The 14,925-nt window shown below is 72.1% G+C and carries 13 protein-coding genes and 1 pseudogene; 7 read left to right on the top strand and 7 right to left on the bottom strand.

The window, feature by feature from the left end; genetic code table 11:
- Positions 1-267: 267 nt before the first annotated feature.
- On the top strand, positions 268-528 hold the full coding sequence (locus tag BLW78_RS13855) for a hypothetical protein (protein ID WP_020092251.1): 261 nt from the start codon (positions 268-270) through the stop codon (positions 526-528).
- 173 nt (positions 529-701) lie between these two features.
- On the opposite strand, the gene BLW78_RS13850 is transcribed toward BLW78_RS13855, so the two are convergent.
- Positions 702-2,069: a glycosyltransferase gene (locus BLW78_RS13850; RefSeq protein WP_234082876.1), complete on the bottom strand. Its 1,368-nt coding sequence runs from the start codon at positions 2,067-2,069 to the stop codon at positions 702-704.
- 440 nt (positions 2,070-2,509) lie between these two features.
- Here BLW78_RS13850 and dnaE point away from each other — a divergent pair, with 440 nt between their 5' ends.
- Complete coding sequence (gene dnaE, locus BLW78_RS13845; RefSeq protein ID WP_091680284.1) at positions 2,510-6,028, top strand: DNA polymerase III subunit alpha; 3,519 nt, start codon at positions 2,510-2,512, stop codon at positions 6,026-6,028.
- Between the two features lie 193 nt (positions 6,029-6,221).
- On the opposite strand, the gene BLW78_RS13840 is transcribed toward dnaE, so the two are convergent.
- On the bottom strand, positions 6,222-6,941 hold the full coding sequence (locus BLW78_RS13840; protein ID WP_091680283.1) for a L,D-transpeptidase: 720 nt from the start codon (positions 6,939-6,941) through the stop codon (positions 6,222-6,224).
- 2 nt (positions 6,942-6,943) lie between these two features.
- Here BLW78_RS13840 and BLW78_RS32165 point away from each other — a divergent pair.
- A pseudogene (locus BLW78_RS32165) lies at positions 6,944-7,138 on the top strand (LysR family transcriptional regulator); the annotation flags it as partial.
- Positions 7,139-7,196: 58 nt separating this feature from the next.
- Positions 7,197-7,943 carry a substrate binding domain-containing protein gene (locus BLW78_RS13835; RefSeq protein WP_348272445.1) on the top strand — a complete coding sequence of 249 codons (747 nt, stop codon included), beginning with the start codon at positions 7,197-7,199 and terminating at the stop codon, positions 7,941-7,943.
- 64 nt (positions 7,944-8,007) lie between these two features.
- Here BLW78_RS13835 and BLW78_RS13830 read toward each other — a convergent pair whose 3' ends face one another.
- Positions 8,008-8,631, bottom strand: coding sequence for a hypothetical protein (locus tag BLW78_RS13830; protein ID WP_091680281.1), 624 nt, complete (start codon positions 8,629-8,631; stop codon positions 8,008-8,010).
- 175 nt (positions 8,632-8,806) lie between these two features.
- Here BLW78_RS13830 and BLW78_RS31365 point away from each other — a divergent pair, with 175 nt between their 5' ends.
- On the top strand, positions 8,807-8,950 hold the full coding sequence (locus BLW78_RS31365) for a hypothetical protein (RefSeq protein WP_170855152.1): 144 nt from the start codon (positions 8,807-8,809) through the stop codon (positions 8,948-8,950).
- 69 nt (positions 8,951-9,019) lie between these two features.
- Here the strand turns inward: BLW78_RS31365 and BLW78_RS13825 are convergent, their stop codons facing one another.
- Positions 9,020-9,715, bottom strand: coding sequence for a gamma-glutamylcyclotransferase (locus BLW78_RS13825; RefSeq protein WP_091680280.1), 696 nt, complete (start codon positions 9,713-9,715; stop codon positions 9,020-9,022).
- A gap of 20 nt (positions 9,716-9,735) precedes the next feature.
- Positions 9,736-10,149, bottom strand: coding sequence for a hypothetical protein (locus BLW78_RS13820; RefSeq protein WP_091680278.1), 414 nt, complete (start codon positions 10,147-10,149; stop codon positions 9,736-9,738).
- A 136-nt stretch (positions 10,150-10,285) separates the two neighbouring features.
- Between BLW78_RS13820 and recO the strand changes: the two genes are divergently transcribed.
- Together recO and parC are read left to right on the top strand one after the other, a co-directional pair.
- Positions 10,286-11,005, top strand: coding sequence for a DNA repair protein RecO (gene recO, locus BLW78_RS13815; protein ID WP_020092262.1), 720 nt, complete (start codon positions 10,286-10,288; stop codon positions 11,003-11,005).
- 175 nt (positions 11,006-11,180) lie between these two features.
- On the top strand, positions 11,181-13,427 hold the full coding sequence (gene parC / locus BLW78_RS13810) for a DNA topoisomerase IV subunit A (RefSeq protein WP_042674740.1): 2,247 nt from the start codon (positions 11,181-11,183) through the stop codon (positions 13,425-13,427).
- Between the two features lie 286 nt (positions 13,428-13,713).
- Here the strand turns inward: parC and BLW78_RS13805 are convergent, their stop codons facing one another.
- Both BLW78_RS13805 and BLW78_RS13800 read right to left on the bottom strand, forming a co-directional pair.
- Complete coding sequence (locus BLW78_RS13805; RefSeq protein WP_020092265.1) at positions 13,714-13,962, bottom strand: hypothetical protein; 249 nt, start codon at positions 13,960-13,962, stop codon at positions 13,714-13,716.
- A 73-nt stretch (positions 13,963-14,035) separates the two neighbouring features.
- Positions 14,036-14,917 carry a DNA-3-methyladenine glycosylase family protein gene (locus tag BLW78_RS13800; RefSeq protein ID WP_091680277.1) on the bottom strand — a complete coding sequence of 294 codons (882 nt, stop codon included), beginning with the start codon at positions 14,915-14,917 and terminating at the stop codon, positions 14,036-14,038.
- Positions 14,918-14,925: the final 8 nt, after the last annotated feature.

Below are 14,925 nucleotides of genomic sequence, written 5' to 3'. Positions count from 1 at the left end.
CCGGCGCAGCGACGGCACGCGCGGCGGCGCGCCCCTTGCACGCCGCGCCGCGGCAGCCTCGATCAACCACAGGGCGCATCGCTCCCGGCCCGCGACGCCAGCCGGCCCGCAGACCTCCGAGCCCCGCAAGTGCACGCGATCTTTAATCCGTCGCGCCGCGTGCGACGCGTCACGTCGCGGAAGACACGGGGCCCCTATCTTGTGATCACGCAAGACAAAACAGAGCCGAACAACCGGTCTGTACTGTGTTATCTCTGGAGCCTGACCATGAAGACCCGTATCGCCGCAGCCGTCACCGCACTTGTCCTTGGCGTTGCCCCGATCTCGTCCGCTCTGGCGGCGAACGGCGCCCGCTGGACGGGCCTCGCTCCCTACGAGGTCGAGACCACGGGCTCGCTCGGACTGGGGGTCCACGACAATCCCAACTACGTCGGCTGCCCGCTGAGTTCGGCCGCCGAGGGCAACGCCGACCAGCAGACCCGGCCGGTGAAGCAGTACGGCCAGACCTCCGGCGGCTACCGCTGCTGAGCCGACGCGAGGACGGATGAAGCTCAAGGCTCTCTCCTACGTCATGATCGGCGCCTTCGTGAGCGGCCTGCTCATGACGTTCGTCGGTTCGGCCACCGCGCTGCTCGGGCAGTAATCGAAAGGGCGCCGCTTCCGTCGGAGGGGGCGCCCCCCGCGTTCGGGCAGCCGGCGGGTCAGGACGCGCGGGACGGGCCGGGACCGGACTCGGCGGCCGTCAGCCGCTCGACGTAGTCGCAGGCGTCGAGGACGGCGTCGCGGCCATCCGCCATCCGCGCCCGGGCCGCCGCGCAGGCCCGCGTCACCGCGGGGTCGGCGAGTAGCCGGCCGAGGACCCGCGCCGCCCGCGCGGGCCGGAAGGCGCGGCGGCTCAGGGTGGCGCCGAGATCCCGATCCTTCAGCCGCCGCCCCTCGTCGAAATGGTCGAAGGCCACGGGCACCACCAGCTGCGGGACGCCCGCAGCCAGCGCCTGCGCCACCGTGCCGACGCCGCCGTGGTGGACCAGCGCCGCGCTGCGCGGCAGCAGGGCGCTCAGGGGGGCGTAGGGCAGGTGGATGATCCCGGCCGGCAGCGGCTTCGGGATCTGCCCCCCCTGCGGGGCGAGCAGGACGCCGCGCCGGCCCATGCGCCGGCACAGCCGCACCGCGGTGTCGAAGAAGCCGGCGCCCTGGCGCATGGCCGAGCCGTAGGTGAACACGATCGGCGGGTCGCCCGCCTCGAGGAACGCTTCCAGCTCCGGCGGCATGGACGCGACGTCGCCGAAGCGGTCGACCAGCGGGAAGCCGAGCTGCACGGCCTGGCCCGGCCAGTCGGCCTGCGGCTCCGCGTACCAGTCGGGGAACATCAGGAGCATGCCGGTCGGGCTGTTCCACCAGTGCCGCAGCCGGTAGACCGGATCGAGGCCGAGACGCGCCCGCAGGGCGTTCAGCGGCGGGAGGGTGAACGGGCCGACCGCCACCTTGTCGACGCCGAGATTCACGTAGGCCCGCAGGGCGGCCGGCAGGACGCGCGGCAGCGGCAGGCCCGGCAGGCGCGGCGGATCGTACCGGCTCTCGATCAGGAACGGCATGACGTGCAGCGTCGCGGTCGGCAGATCGTAGAGGTCCTGCGCGAGCCGCGCCCCCCAGCCCAGCGGCGAGGCGACCACCCGCAGGTCAATCCCCCGGGCGCGGGTCGCGCCGAGCCACAGGCAGGCCGGCTCGGCCACCCGCAGGGCGTAATCGAACATCGGGCGGAACCCCTGCTGCGGGTGCCACAGATCCGGCTGGCGGATCACCGCCTCGTAATCGGCGACCGTGCCCAGGGGCTGGAAGGCGAGGCCGGCCCGGCGGGCCATCGCCTCGAACGGGGCCGGGGCCGCCAGCGAGACGCCGTGGCCGCGCTTCAGGAGCTCGTGCCCCAGCGCGATGAACGGAAGCACATCGCCGTGTGTGCCGACGGCCACGAGGGCGACGTCGAACCGTTCGACCGTCCGGTGCTCGGGAATGGCTTGCTCCTTCGAACTCCCCAGCCGGTGACGAGCTCGTCTCGAAGGCGGGGGCATGCCAGCCCGCCCGATCCGCATCAAGACACTTTTTACCCTGTCGAAGAAACGGGGCCGCCCTGTGACCCACAGACCCTTTCCATAGAACAAAACATGAACATACTAGGGCCGGAACACAGGAGGCAGGTCGATGCTGAAGCGGGTGATCCTGACCGGAATGGTCGAGTTCATGGCGTTCGGGATGCTGTTCGCGGCGGTGGGCGCCTGGGCGATAGCCTTGGCACCGGTTCGTTAGCCGGATTTTTCCGAAGACCGCCCGGTTCCGTCCGCGGACGGGTTATGCACAGGCGATCGCCCCGTAGGCGCCGATTGTCCACAGGGGCGGGCCGAACTGGTGCTTCCGGGGCACGACCGGTGGATATCGTCCGCCGGCGGCGCGGCGCACGTCGACTTGAGGCCGGCGAGCGGGGATGCTGCCCGACCCCGGAACAAGGTCGGCCATGCCACGCCAGCTCAAGGAGGTCGGATTCGTCCACCTCCACGTCCACTCGTCCTATTCCCTGCTCGAAGGGGCGCTGAAGGTCGGCTCCCTGATCAAGGCGGCGGTCGCCGACAGGCAGCCGGCCCTGGCCCTGACCGACACCAACAACCTGTTCGGCGCGCTGGAATTCTCCGAGAAGGCGGCCGGGGAGGGCGTCCAGCCGATCGCCGGCGTGCAGCTCTCGGTGGCGTTCGAGGCCGCGGACCCGCACCAGCGTCAGGCGCCGACCAGCCACGGCATCGTGCTCCTCGCCCAGGACGAGACCGGCTACGCCAACCTGCTGCGGCTGGCGAGCCGCGCCTATTTCGACACGGCCCTCGGCGAGGCGCCGCGCCTCGATGCCGGAGCGCTCGCGGGCGCCTCCGAGGGGCTGATCGCGCTCACCGGCGGGATGGCGGGCCCCCTCGACGCGGCCTTCCGGGCTGGCCGGCCGGAGCTCGCCCTCAACCGCCTGAAGCGCCTGAAGGAGACGTTCGGCGAGGACCGGCTCTACGTGGAGATCCAGCGCCACGGCCAGTCCGAGGAGGCGCGGATCGAGACCGCGCTCCTCGACCTCGCCGGCCGCCACGGCCTCGGGATCGTGGCGACGAACGAGCCCTACTTCGCCAAGCCCGACGACTACGACGCCCACGACGCGCTGCTCGCCATCGCGGAGGGCCGCCTCGTCTCGGACGAGCGCCGCCGCCGCCTGACGCCGAGCCACGCCTTCAAGACCCGGGCCGAGATGGCCGAGCTGTTCCGCGACCTGCCGGACGCGCTCCAGGCGACGGTCGAGATCGCCATGCGCTGCGCCGTCCGTGCGCGGACCCGCAAGCCGATCCTGCCGAATTTCGGCGCCGTGGCGGCCGGCGAGACGCCGCCCATGGCGGAGGCCCTGGCGGAGGCGTCCGACGCGGGCGCGCGGGCGGTCTCGGCCGACGAGCCGACCGAGCTGCGCCGGCAGGCCGAGGCCGGGCTGGAGCTGCGCCTGAAGCAGCACGGCACGGCGCCGGGCTTCTCCGAGGAGGATTACCGCAAGCGCCTCGAATTCGAGCTCGACGTCATCGTCAAGATGAAGTTCCCGGGCTACTTCCTGATCGTCTCCGACTTCATCAAGTGGGCCAAGGACCACGACATCCCGGTCGGTCCGGGCCGCGGCTCGGGCGCCGGCTCGCTGGTGGCGTGGTCGCTGCTCATCACCGACCTCGACCCGCTCCGGTTCGGCCTGCTGTTCGAGCGCTTCCTCAACCCCGAGCGCGTCTCGATGCCGGATTTCGACATCGACTTCTGCGTCGAGGGCCGCGAGCGGGTGATCCGCTACGTGCAGCAGCGCTACGGCGAGGGGCAGGTCGGGCAGATCATCACCTTCGGCACGCTGCTCGCCCGCGGCGTGCTGCGCGACGTCGGCCGCGTGCTGGAGATGCCCTACGGCCAGGTCGACAAGCTGACCAAGCTCGTGCCGCAGAACCCGGCCAACCCGGTGACGCTCGCGCAGGCGATCGAGGGCGAGCCCAAGCTCCAGCAGGCCATGGAGGAGGAGCCGATCGTCGGCCGGCTCATCGACATCTCCAAGAAGCTGGAGGGCCTGCACCGGCACGCCTCGACCCACGCCGCCGGCGTAGTGATCGGCGACCGGCCGCTCGAGGAGCTGGTCCCGCTCTACCGGGACCCGAAGACCGGCATGCGAGTCACCCAGTTCAACATGAAGTGGGTCGAGCAGGCGGGGCTGGTGAAGTTCGACTTCCTGGGCCTCAAGACCCTGACGATGCTGCGGTGCTGCACCGATCTGCTGAAGCAGCGCGGCATCGACATCGACCTCGCCTCGCTGCCGCTCGACGACCCGAACACCTACGGGCCGATGGGCCGGGGCGAGACGGTCGGCGTGTTCCAGGTGGAATCGGCCGGCATGCGCAAGGCGCTCTGCGAGATGCAGGCCGACCGGCTGGAGGACATCATCGCCCTGGTGGCGCTCTACCGGCCGGGCCCGATGGCCAACATCCCGGTCTATTGCGAGCGCAAGCTCGGCCGAGACGCCGGCAACGAGGCGTCCTGGTACCCGGATCCGAAGCTGGAGCCGATGCTGAAGGAGACCTTCGGCATCATCGTCTACCAGGAACAGGTGATGGAGATCGCGAAGGTGCTCGCCGGCTACTCGCTCGGCGAGGCCGACATGCTCCGGCGCGCCATGGGCAAGAAGATCCGCGCCGAGATGGACGCGCAGCGCGACCGGTTCCTCAAGGGCTGCACCGAGCGCGGGCTGACCAAGGCCAAGGCCAACGAGATCTTCGACCTGCTCGCCAAGTTCGCCGATTACGGCTTCAACAAGAGCCACGCGGCGGCCTACGCGCTGCTGACCTACCAGACCGCCTATCTGAAGGCGAACTTCCCGGTCGAGTTCCTGGCGGCCGCCATGACCCTCGACATCGACAACACCGACAAGCTGGCCGAATTCCGCCAGGACGCGCAGCGCCTGAAGATCACGGTCGAGCCGCCCTCGATCAACACCTCCGGCGAGGTGTTCGCGGTGCGCGACGGCAAGATCTTCTACGCGCTGGCGGCCATCAAGGGCGTCGGCCGCGAGGCGGTGCGGGCGCTGGTGGAGGCCCGCGGCGACCGGCCGTTCAAGGACCTCGCCTGCCTCGCCCGCCGGCTGAACCCGCGGATGATCAACAAGCGCACCCTGGAGAGCCTCGTCCAGGCCGGGGCGCTCGACTGCATCGAGCCCGACCGGGCGCGCGCCTTCGCGGCGGTGGAGCCGATGATGAAGCTCGCCGCCAGCGCGGCGGAGGCGGAATCGGCCGGCGTCACCGACATGTTCGGGGGCGTGGTGGCGGACGACGTGTCCCTGCGGATCCCGCCGCACGAGATCTGGCCGATGGCCGACACGCTCAAGCGCGAGTACGCGGCGATCGGCTTCTTCATCTCGGGCCATCCGCTGGATGAGTACGGCGACCTCTTGGACAAGCTGCGGGTGCAGAGCTGGACGGATTTCTGCCGCGCCGTTCGGGCCGGGACGTCGAGCGTCGGCCGGGTGGCGGCCTCGGTGCTCGACCGGGCGGAGCGGCGGACCAAGACCGGCAACAAGATGGGCATCGTCACCCTGTCGGACCGGACCGCGCATTTCGAGGCGATCATCTTCTCCGAGGGGCTCGGCCAGTACCGCGACATCCTGGAACCGGGCCGACCGCTGGTTCTGCAGCTCCAGGCGAACCTGGAGGGCGAGGACGTGCGCGCCCGCATCCTCACCGCGGAACCCCTCGACCAAGCGGTCGCCCGCCACCAGAAGGGCATCCGCATCCATCTGAGCGACCCGCGCGGCGTCGCGCCCGTGCAGCAGCGCCTGTCGATGCGGGGCGAGAGCGAGGTCTCGCTGATCCTCAAGCTCGACGGCGGCGAGCGCGAGGTGGAGATCCGGCTGCCGGGCAAGTTCCAGGCGAGCCCGGCGCTCGCCGGCCAGCTCCGGACCGTGCCCGGGGTGGTGCAGGTGGAGGTGAGCTGAGGGGCGGCTGATACCAAGCGCCTGTGGGTTCGGTCGGCCCGCGCCGTCTTCGCGAGCGGAGCGAAGCGATCCAGGGACGCGCCACGCTCGATGAGGGCGCGCGACACGGGGTTGCTTCGCTCCGCTCGCAAGGACGGGTCGGCTTTTGTGAGTTCTGTCGCCGGGAGTTGTAGGTGCGTGCTCGTCGAGGCCCTCAGCTCGCCGCCGTCCCGCTGGCCGCCAGCACCACCGCCCGGCTCCCCACCGGCACGCGGGCGTACAGGTCGATGATGTCCTGGTTCAGGAACCGGACGCAGCCCGACGACACCATCGTGCCGATGGTCTGCGGCTCCGTGGTGCCGTGCAGGCGGTAGAGCGTGTCGCCGCCGTCCCGATAGAGGTAGAGCGCCCGCGGACCGAGCGGATTGCCGGCCCCGCCGGGCAGGCCGCCGGCATAGGGCCCGTAGCGCTCGGGCTCCCGCTTGATCATGGCCTGGGTCGGCGTCCAGCGCGGCCATTCGGCCTTGCGGGCGATGACGGCCGCGCCTCGGAAGTTGAACGCCTCATCGCGACCGACGCCCACGCCGTAGCGGATGGCGCGCCCGCCCTCGCGCACGAGGTAGGCGTAGCGCGCCGAAGGATCGACCACGATCGTGCCCGGCGGCTCGGCCGTGGCGTAGGCCACTTCCCGGCGCAGGAAGCGCGGGTCTATCGCGGACAGGTCCACCGCCGGCACGGGGAAGGGCTCGCCGTCGAGCGCGGCGTAGAGGGCCGTGTAGGCCGGGTCGACGGGCGGGCGCAGCGCGGCGTAGAGGGCCGTGTAGGCCGGGTCGACGGGCGGGCGCAGCGCGGCGACGGGGCGCGGCTCGCGGGTGACGCAGCCGGCGACGAGCAGGGGCGTGCCGGCGAGCAGGCTGCGGCGGGTCGGAAACATCGATGCTGCGCTCCGAGGTCTGGCGACGACGCACAGAACCGCCACGCTGCCGCCCCGTCCATCGGCTATGGGGTGATCGCACCCATAACCGGATGGCATCCATGGATCTGACGCTGGCCCTGCGCGCGTTCCTCCGGACCGTCGAGCGCGGCTCGATGACCGCGGCCGCACGCGACCTCGCGGTGTCGCAGCCGGCGATCAGCAAGCATCTGCGCAATCTGGAGGCCCAGGTCGGCGCGCGGCTCCTCGAACGGGGTGCGTCCGACCCAGCAGGGCCAGCGGCTCTACGCGGCCTGTCAGCCCGCGCTCGCCACGATCGACGCCGCCCTGGAAGATGCCCGCACCGAGGCTGGCCGCATCGAAGGCCGGCTGCGGCTGCACGCGCCCGCCTGCATCGGGGCGGCCCATCTGCACCGGATCGTGGCGGCGTTCCAGGCCGAGAATCCGCGGGTCACGGTCGATCTCGTGCTGGACAACCGACTGATCGACCTCGTCTACGAGGATTACGACCTCGCGCTCCGCTACGGCCGGCCCCACGGGCAGGACGTCGTGACGCGGCGACTCGGCTGGGTGCGCCGAATCCTGGTCGCCGCCCCGGCATACTTGGCGCGGGCCGGCGGCATCGACGCGCCCGGGCAGATCGCCGACCGGGCCCTCGTGACGACCACGTCGGCCCTGGACGACCGGAACACGCTCGTACTCCAGCACGGGCGCGAGACGCTGAGCCTCGCCGTCCGCCCGGCCCTGCGGACCAACAGCGCGGAGGTGCTGTTGGCCGAACTGCGCGCGGGACGGTACATGGGCCCGGTCCAGCACCTGCTGGTCGCCGAGGACTTGGCGGCCGGCCACCTCGTCCGCGTCCTGCCCGCGTACGAGGTGCGCTCGACGGACGCCTATCTGGTCTACCCTTCGGTCCGCCACATGCGCCCGGTCGTCCGCGCATTCACCGATTTCGCCGTGCCGCGCATCCGCGCCATCGAGGGGATCAGCCACGCCGGTTGACCGGCTCCGGTGCGCTGCGGCCGCGACGAACGGGCCGGGGTGGCCGACCGCCGCGATCGCGACCCTAGAACGGCGCCGCGAGGCAGCCGCTCAGGGCGCCCTTCAGCGCGGCGGCGTCGGCCTCCGCCACCGTGAACGTGGCCGTCAGGGTCGGGTCCTCGCCGCGCGGGCTCGCCTGCGTCCAGGTCAGCTTCGTCCCGGGCTGGACGAGGGCCAGGGCGACCCCGCGCAGCGGATCCTCGCCGCGGCGCGCGCCCGCCACCGTCAGCGTGAAGCCCGCATCGGCCCCGGTCGCGGCGCCGCGGACCGGCATGCGCACGGAGCGCACGCTGCCGGCGCTGGAGACCAGGAGGCCGGTCAGGGGCTTCTCGCTGTCGGCCCCTTCGAGGCCCGCGAAATCGAAGCGCGGCGCCAGTTCGGCGAAGCGCGGCACGGTCAGCGCCGCCGACAGGCCGGTGCCGCCCGGATCGCAGGCGACGTGCAGGGTCGCCGGCCGCTGGTCCGCCGCGAGGGTCGCGGTGCCGGTCAGGTCCGCGCTGCCGCCGGGCGCCCGGGCGCTGCCGGCGAGCAGGGGGGTCCGGCCGGTCAGGATGTCGGACAGGCTGTCGCCGCGGCTCAGCGGCCCGGCAAGCAGAGCAACGGCGGCGATGACGACCACCGCCAGGGCCACGCCGATCCGGAGCCGCATCCCATCCTCCGCCTGTGGACATCACGGGCCGGCGGCATAGACGATCGCGGCCGCATCGCAACCCTCCGTTCACCACGTCCGCAGGGAATCGTCCGCCGGCGCGCCCGCGTGCACTGCAGCAACTCGGTAAAAACCGATCGTTCCTATGCACCGACGCTCAACCTTGAGCGTCGCCATGCGCACGAAGATCCTGCTCGTCCTCACCCTCCTCGTCTACGTCACCACCGGCCGCGCCCCCGGCATCCGGGAGCTGCGCAATCCGGACGCGGAGCACGGCGGCGGGCGCCTCGTGGTCGCGACCAAGCGGGCCTGGATCTGAACCGCTGCCCGGTCAACGCGACCGTCCTCGCGAGCACGGCTGCACCGACGCGCTCGACAGGAGACGGTCTCACCCCCCGGGCGCGCAGGCCCTGAGGCGCGCGGCCACGAGGGCCTGGAGGCTCCAGAGGTGGCGGTCGCGGATGCCGAGGCGCTCGCAGGCCTCCACGGTCCGGAACAGGTACTCGGCGCTCGGCCCTTTGTGGCCGCAGGCCGCGGCGATCTTCTCGGCGATCTCGGAATCCGAGAGGCGTCCGGCGTAGCGGTCGCTGGCGCGGTTCGCCAGGAAGGTCAGGGCCGGGACGGTCCCGGCCTCGGTGGCGACCGGCAGCCAGCGGGCGACGTAGCCGCGGCCGCGCATCTCGCGGCGCCAGACCGGCATCAGCGCCTCGCGGATCTCCATGCCGGGCAGGCGAAAGGCCACACCCCGGCACAGGCCACCGCGGTCCAGCGCCAGGACGAAGCCCGGCCGTTCCGGCGTGCCGCGGAACCGCCGCTGGAGCAGGCAGAAGCGGCGGTGGAAGCCGCGCACCGTCCCGATCCGGCGCTCGGCCACCGGGAATTCCGGGTTCCACATCAGCGAGCCGTAGGCGAAGACCCAGAGGTCGCTGCCCTCGCGCCCGGCGACGATCGCGTCGAGCCCCGGGCGCAACTCGGCGTCCGACAGAACCTCGAGCGCGCGCGGGTCGTCGGGGATCGGGACGGAATGGGCGCGGGCGATCAGGTCGAGGCTAAGGTCGAGGGTGCGGGCGGACGCGGCGGGCATGGGCCCTCAACGCCCGGGCCTCACGGCTTGTTGCCCAGCGCGTCGAGTTCGGGGAAGGGCCGGGTGCGGTGTCCGGTGCAGACCTCGTCGTCGTCGAGCACCGTGAGCCGGTCGTTGTCGTAGCGCAGCGCCACCCTCGGGCGCTCGGGCTTGCCGAAGGTCCGGCCGTACATCCGGCCCGACACGCAGTAGATCACCCCGCCCCCCTCGGCGATCGGCCCGGCGATCCGGCTGCCCGCGAACCGCACCGGCAGCAGCGAGACCGCGCCGAAATCGACCTGCCTCAGCACCAGGGCGGCGATCCGCCGGAGGAGGGCCGGGGAGGGGTCGGCCTCGGCGGCGGGCTCGGCAGCGGGCTTCGGTGCGCGCGGCGCGGCCTGCGCGCCGGCGGCGAGGAGGACCAGCAGGGCGGCGAGGGCGGCGCGGAGCGGCATCGGTCATCGCTACCCGGCCAAGGTTGCCCGAGGCTGGGACCGCGCGGGGCAGCGCCGGCGGCCGCGGCCCCCTATATGAGAGACAGGCGCGAAGCGCGCCTCTCACCCGATCTCTCACACGAAGACGCGACGTTCGATGCAGTGGACCGACGACGCCCTGGTGCTCGGCCTGCGCCGGCACGGGGAGACCGGCGTCATCCTCGAGGCCATGACCGAGGCCCACGGGCGCCATCTCGGCCTCGTGCACGGTGGGCGCTCGCGCCGGATGCAGCCCGTGCTGCAGGCCGGGAACCGGGTCCGCGTGACGTGGCGGGCGCGCCTCGACGAGGGTCTCGGCGCCTACGCGGTCGAGCCCCTGGACTCGCAGGTCTCGCGGCTGATCGGGTCGAGCCTCGCCCTCTACGGCATGAACCACATGGCCGCGCTGCTGCGGCTCCTCCCCGAGCGCGACCCGCATCCGGCGCTCTACGCGGCGGCGGGGATCCTGGTCGAGCACCTCGACGACCCCGCCATCGCCCCGCCCCTGATGGTGCGGTTCGAGCTGGCGATCCTGTCGGAACTCGGCTTCGGCCTCGACCTCACCGCCTGCGCGGCCACCGGCGGCAACGACGCCCTGGCCTACGTGTCGCCGAAGAGCGGCCGGGCGGTCAGCGCCTCGGCCGGCGAGCCCTACCGGGACCGTCTCCTGGCGCTCCCGACCTTCCTGCACGCGGGCGGTTCCCCGGGTCCCGACGGCGTTGCCCAAGGGTTTACCTTGACGGGGTACTTCCTCGACCGGCACGTCTGGGGCCCCCGCGGCCTCGGGCCGCCCGAGGAGCGGGCGCGATTCGTTGCGCTCGGCCGCGAGGCCGGGTAATGTTCGTGTTCTGTTCTTGATACCCCGTCGTCGTTCCGGGTGCCGAAGGCGCGCCCGGAATCCAGAACCACCGTCCGCGCGCACGCGCGGGACGTCGGCGGCTCTGGATTCCGGGCCCCGCTGCGCGGCCCCGGAATGACGGCGCGCGGTGAAGACGTTGTAGTGAGGAGCCGTCATGGGCCAGCCCTTCGAGCCGCCGTCCGGCGACGGGATCGAGAGCGTCGAGCTGAAATCCGCGCTGGAGGAGCGCTACCTCGCCTACGCGCTCTCCACGATCATGCACCGGGCCCTGCCGGATGCCCGCGACGGGCTGAAGCCCGTGCACCGGCGCATCCTGTACGGGATGCGGCTGCTGCGCCTCGACCCGACCACCGCGCACAAGAAGTGCGCCAAGATCGTCGGCGACGTGATGGGCGACTTCCACCCCCACGGCGACCAGGCGATCTACGACGCGCTCGTCCGGCTCTCCCAGGATTTCGCCCAGCGCTACCCGCTGGTCGACGGCCAGGGCAATTTCGGCAACATCGACGGCGACGGTCCCGCGGCCTACCGCTACACCGAGGCGCGGCTCACCGAGGTCGCGCGCCTCCTGCTCGACGGGATCGACGAGGACACGGTCGACTTCCGCCCGTCCTACAACGGCGAGAAGGAGGAGCCGATCGTCCTGCCGGCGGCCTTCCCGAACCTGCTCGCCAACGGCAGCCAGGGCATCGCGGTCGGCATGGCGACCTCGATCCCGCCGCACAACGCAGCCGAGCTGTGCGACGCGGCGCTCTACCTGATCAACCATCCCGAGGCGACCTCGGGGCAGCTCGCCAAGTTCGTCCAGGGGCCGGACTTCCCGACCGGCGGCATCCTCGTCGACTCGGCCGAGTCGATCGCCGAGGCCTACCGGACCGGGCGGGGCGCCTTCCGGGTCCGTGCCCGCTGGGCCAAGGAGGATCTCGGCCGCGGCACCTGGAACATCGTCGTCACCGAGATTCCCTACGGCATCCCGAAGGGCCGGCTGATCGAGAAGATGGCCGAGCTGCTGCAGGAGAAGAAGCTGCCGCTGCTCGCCGACGTGCGCGACGAGTCGGCCGAGGACGTGCGCGTGGTGCTGGAGCCGCGCTCGCGCACGGTCGACCCGGTGATCCTGATGGAATCGCTGTTCCGGCTCACGGAACTCGAGACCCGCATCCCGCTCAACCTCAACGTCCTGGTCGGCGGCCTCGTGCCGAAGGTGATCGGCCTCGCCGAGTGCCTGCGCGAGTGGGTCGACCACCGCCGCGTGGTCCTGCAGCGCCGCTCGCGCTACCGCCTCGGCCAGATCGACCGGCGCCTCGAGATCCTGGGCGGCCTGCTCATCGTCTACCTCGACCTCGACGAGGTGATCCGCATCATCCGCGAGGAGGACGAGCCGAAAGCCGCCCTCATGGCCCGGTTCGAGCTGACCGAGGTGCAGGCCAACGCCATCCTCGACACCCGGCTGCGCTCCTTACGCAAGCTGGAGGAGATGGAGCTGAAGCGCGAGTTCGAGGCGCTCACCGCCGAGAAGGCCGAGATCGACGCGCTCCTCGCCTCCGAGCCGGCGCAGTGGAAGGCGATCCAGGCGCAGATCCGCGCGGTGAAGAAGACCTTCGGGCCCGAGACCAAGCTGGGCAAGCGCCGCACGACGCTGGCGAGCCCGCCGGATGTCGGCGGCATCGACTTCACGGCGGCCCTGGTCGAGCGCGAGCCGATCACCGTGATCGTCTCGACCAAGGGCTGGATCCGGGCGCTCAAGGGCCACGTCGCCGATCTCTCGGGCGTCGCGTTCAAGGGCGACGACACCCTGAAGATCGCCTTCCCGACCGAGACGACCCAGAAGATCCTGCTGCTCGCCACCAACGGCAAGGTGTTCACGCTCGAGGCCTCGAAGCTGCCGGGCGGCCGCGGCTTCGGCGACCCGGTCCGGCTGATGGCCGACCTCGACGACGGCACCGAGATCGTGGCGGCGCTGCCGTACCGGCCGGAGACCAAGCTGCTGATCGCCGGCTCGGACGGACGCGGCTTCGTGGCGCCGGCCGACGCGCTCGTGGCCAACACCCGCAAGGGCAAGAGCGTGCTCGGCCTCGACGGCGACGCCACGGCCGCCGTGCTGGTGCCGGCCGACGGCGATCACGTGGCGGTGGTGAACACCGAGAAGCTGCTGCTGGTCTTCCCGGTCTCCGAGGTGGCGGAGCTCGCCCGCGGCAAGGGGGTCCGGCTGCAGCGCTGCCGCAGCGGGACGCTGCTCGACGCGCACGTGTTCAAGCTCGCCGACGGCCTGCCCTGGCAGGACGGCTCGGCCGAGGGCCGGCTCGCCAACGCATCGGTGCTGGAGAAGTGGCTCGGTCACCGCGCCGAGGTCGGGCTGATGATGGCGCGCAGCTTCCCGAAATTCGAGCGTTTCGGGCGGTGAGGAGCCGCGGAGGGTGAAGGATTCCCGACCCACCACCTCATCCTGAGATGCCGGAGAGGAGTCGCCTCGGGGGGAGACCTCCGGTCAGCCGCGCAATCCCTGGAGCCCGCCTTCGAGGCGGCTCCGCCGCCCCTCGAGATGCGGGCGCGATTGGGAGTGTCTGGAACGGTTCCCGCGGTGCGGAGGGCCAGTCCTCAATGCGCCCGCTGGGCGAGCCAGAGCGCACCGAAGGCTAGCACGCCGCCGCCGATCGGAACCGCGAGCAGGAGAAGAAGCTGAGCTGTCGTCATGGGCGAAGGTTCCGCAATGCGCGCCTCACAGCCCAATGTATGGCGCCACTCATGATCCAGCAAACCACCATGGCGATGAGCACGGGCGCGAAGTGCGGACGATCCGACAGGGCAGTCGAGATGAACGGCGCGAAACCGCCGACGGCGAAGATCGCGACCGCGAGGCCGTTGGCGTAGGTGGCCGTGAACTTGATCCGCTCGTTCGCAACAAGCGTGTCGCGCGCTTCGCTGTCCGCTTCCGACATCGAACCTGAGCCCCCCGGCCGGCCGCAAGCTTAGCCGATATCGGCGATGCGGAACATGAACCTCTCGGTCGCCTCATCGCCCCGTCGCGGATGCTTCGTCCGCCGCCCAGAGGTGCTGCGCCGCGTAGGCGCGATACGGCCGCCACGCCTCGGCCCGGGCCAGGAGCGCCGCCGGGCTCGGACGGCCGGTGCCGCTCTCCAGCGCCCGCAGCAGCCCGACATCGCCCACCGGCAGGGCGTCCGGCAGCTTGAGCGCCCGCATGGCGATGTACTGCGCCGTCCAGGGACCGATCCCGCGGATCGCCGTGAAGCGCAGCACCGCGGCCTCGAGCGACTCCGCCGGGGCGAACAGGTCCGGATCGGCCAGCGCCGCCGCGGCCAGCGCCCGGATCGCCGCGCCGCGGGCCCGCGGCATGTTGAGCGCCAGCGCGACATCCGCCTCGACCAGATCGGTCGGCGCGGGAAACACGTGGGTCAGACCGCCTGCCGGCTCCGCCAGCGGCGTCCCGAATGCCGCCACCAGCCTGCCCGCGAGGCCGATCGCGGCCGCCACCGAGACCTGCTGGCCGAGGATCGCCCGGCAGCCGGTCTCGAACGGGTCCCAGGCCCCCGGCAGGCGCAAGCCCGGCCGCGCCGCGACGAGCGGGGCCAGGACCGGATCCCCGCCGAGGCAGGCCGCGACGGCGGCCGGGTCGGCGTCGCAGTCGAACAGGCGGCGCAGGCGTCCCGCGACGGCGTCTTCGTGCCCGGCCTCGACGCCGCGCAGCGCGACGTGCAGGCAATCCGCGCCCGGTGCCACCGTCAGGAGCCCGTGCCGCCCCGCGACGCTGATCGTGCGCGCGTAGGAAGCCGCGGGATCCGTCGTCTCGACGCCCGGGATCGCCCGCTTGGCGAGGAACGCGCGGATCGCCGGCCAGTCGTAGGGCGGCCGGACGGGCAGGCGGCGTTCGATCACCTCCGCGA

This window comes from Methylobacterium sp. 275MFSha3.1 (assembly GCF_900108435.1).
In the GTDB taxonomy this organism is placed as follows: Bacteria; Pseudomonadota; Alphaproteobacteria; order Rhizobiales; family Beijerinckiaceae; genus Methylobacterium.
Note: the sequence above shows the minus strand (reverse complement) of the source record. Positions and strands in the feature narration are given on the sequence as shown.

Bases quoted from the DNA above. Each gene is read 5' to 3' on its own strand.
- BLW78_RS13855 (WP_020092251.1), top strand. From the start codon at position 268: ATGAAGACCCGTATCGCCGCAGCCGTCACCGCACTTGTCCTTGGCGTT.
- BLW78_RS13850 (WP_234082876.1), bottom strand. From the start codon at position 2,069: ATGCCCCCGCCTTCGAGACGAGCTCGTCACCGGCTGGGGAGTTCGAAG.
- dnaE (WP_091680284.1), top strand. From the start codon at position 2,510: ATGCCACGCCAGCTCAAGGAGGTCGGATTCGTCCACCTCCACGTCCAC.
- BLW78_RS13840 (WP_091680283.1), bottom strand. From the start codon at position 6,941: ATGTTTCCGACCCGCCGCAGCCTGCTCGCCGGCACGCCCCTGCTCGTC.
- BLW78_RS13830 (WP_091680281.1), bottom strand. From the start codon at position 8,631: ATGCGGCTCCGGATCGGCGTGGCCCTGGCGGTGGTCGTCATCGCCGCC.
- BLW78_RS31365 (WP_170855152.1), top strand. From the start codon at position 8,807: ATGCGCACGAAGATCCTGCTCGTCCTCACCCTCCTCGTCTACGTCACC.
- BLW78_RS13825 (WP_091680280.1), bottom strand. From the start codon at position 9,715: ATGCCCGCCGCGTCCGCCCGCACCCTCGACCTTAGCCTCGACCTGATC.
- BLW78_RS13820 (WP_091680278.1), bottom strand. From the start codon at position 10,149: ATGCCGCTCCGCGCCGCCCTCGCCGCCCTGCTGGTCCTCCTCGCCGCC.
- recO (WP_020092262.1), top strand. From the start codon at position 10,286: ATGCAGTGGACCGACGACGCCCTGGTGCTCGGCCTGCGCCGGCACGGG.
- parC (WP_042674740.1), top strand. From the start codon at position 11,181: ATGGGCCAGCCCTTCGAGCCGCCGTCCGGCGACGGGATCGAGAGCGTC.
- BLW78_RS13805 (WP_020092265.1), bottom strand. From the start codon at position 13,962: ATGTCGGAAGCGGACAGCGAAGCGCGCGACACGCTTGTTGCGAACGAG.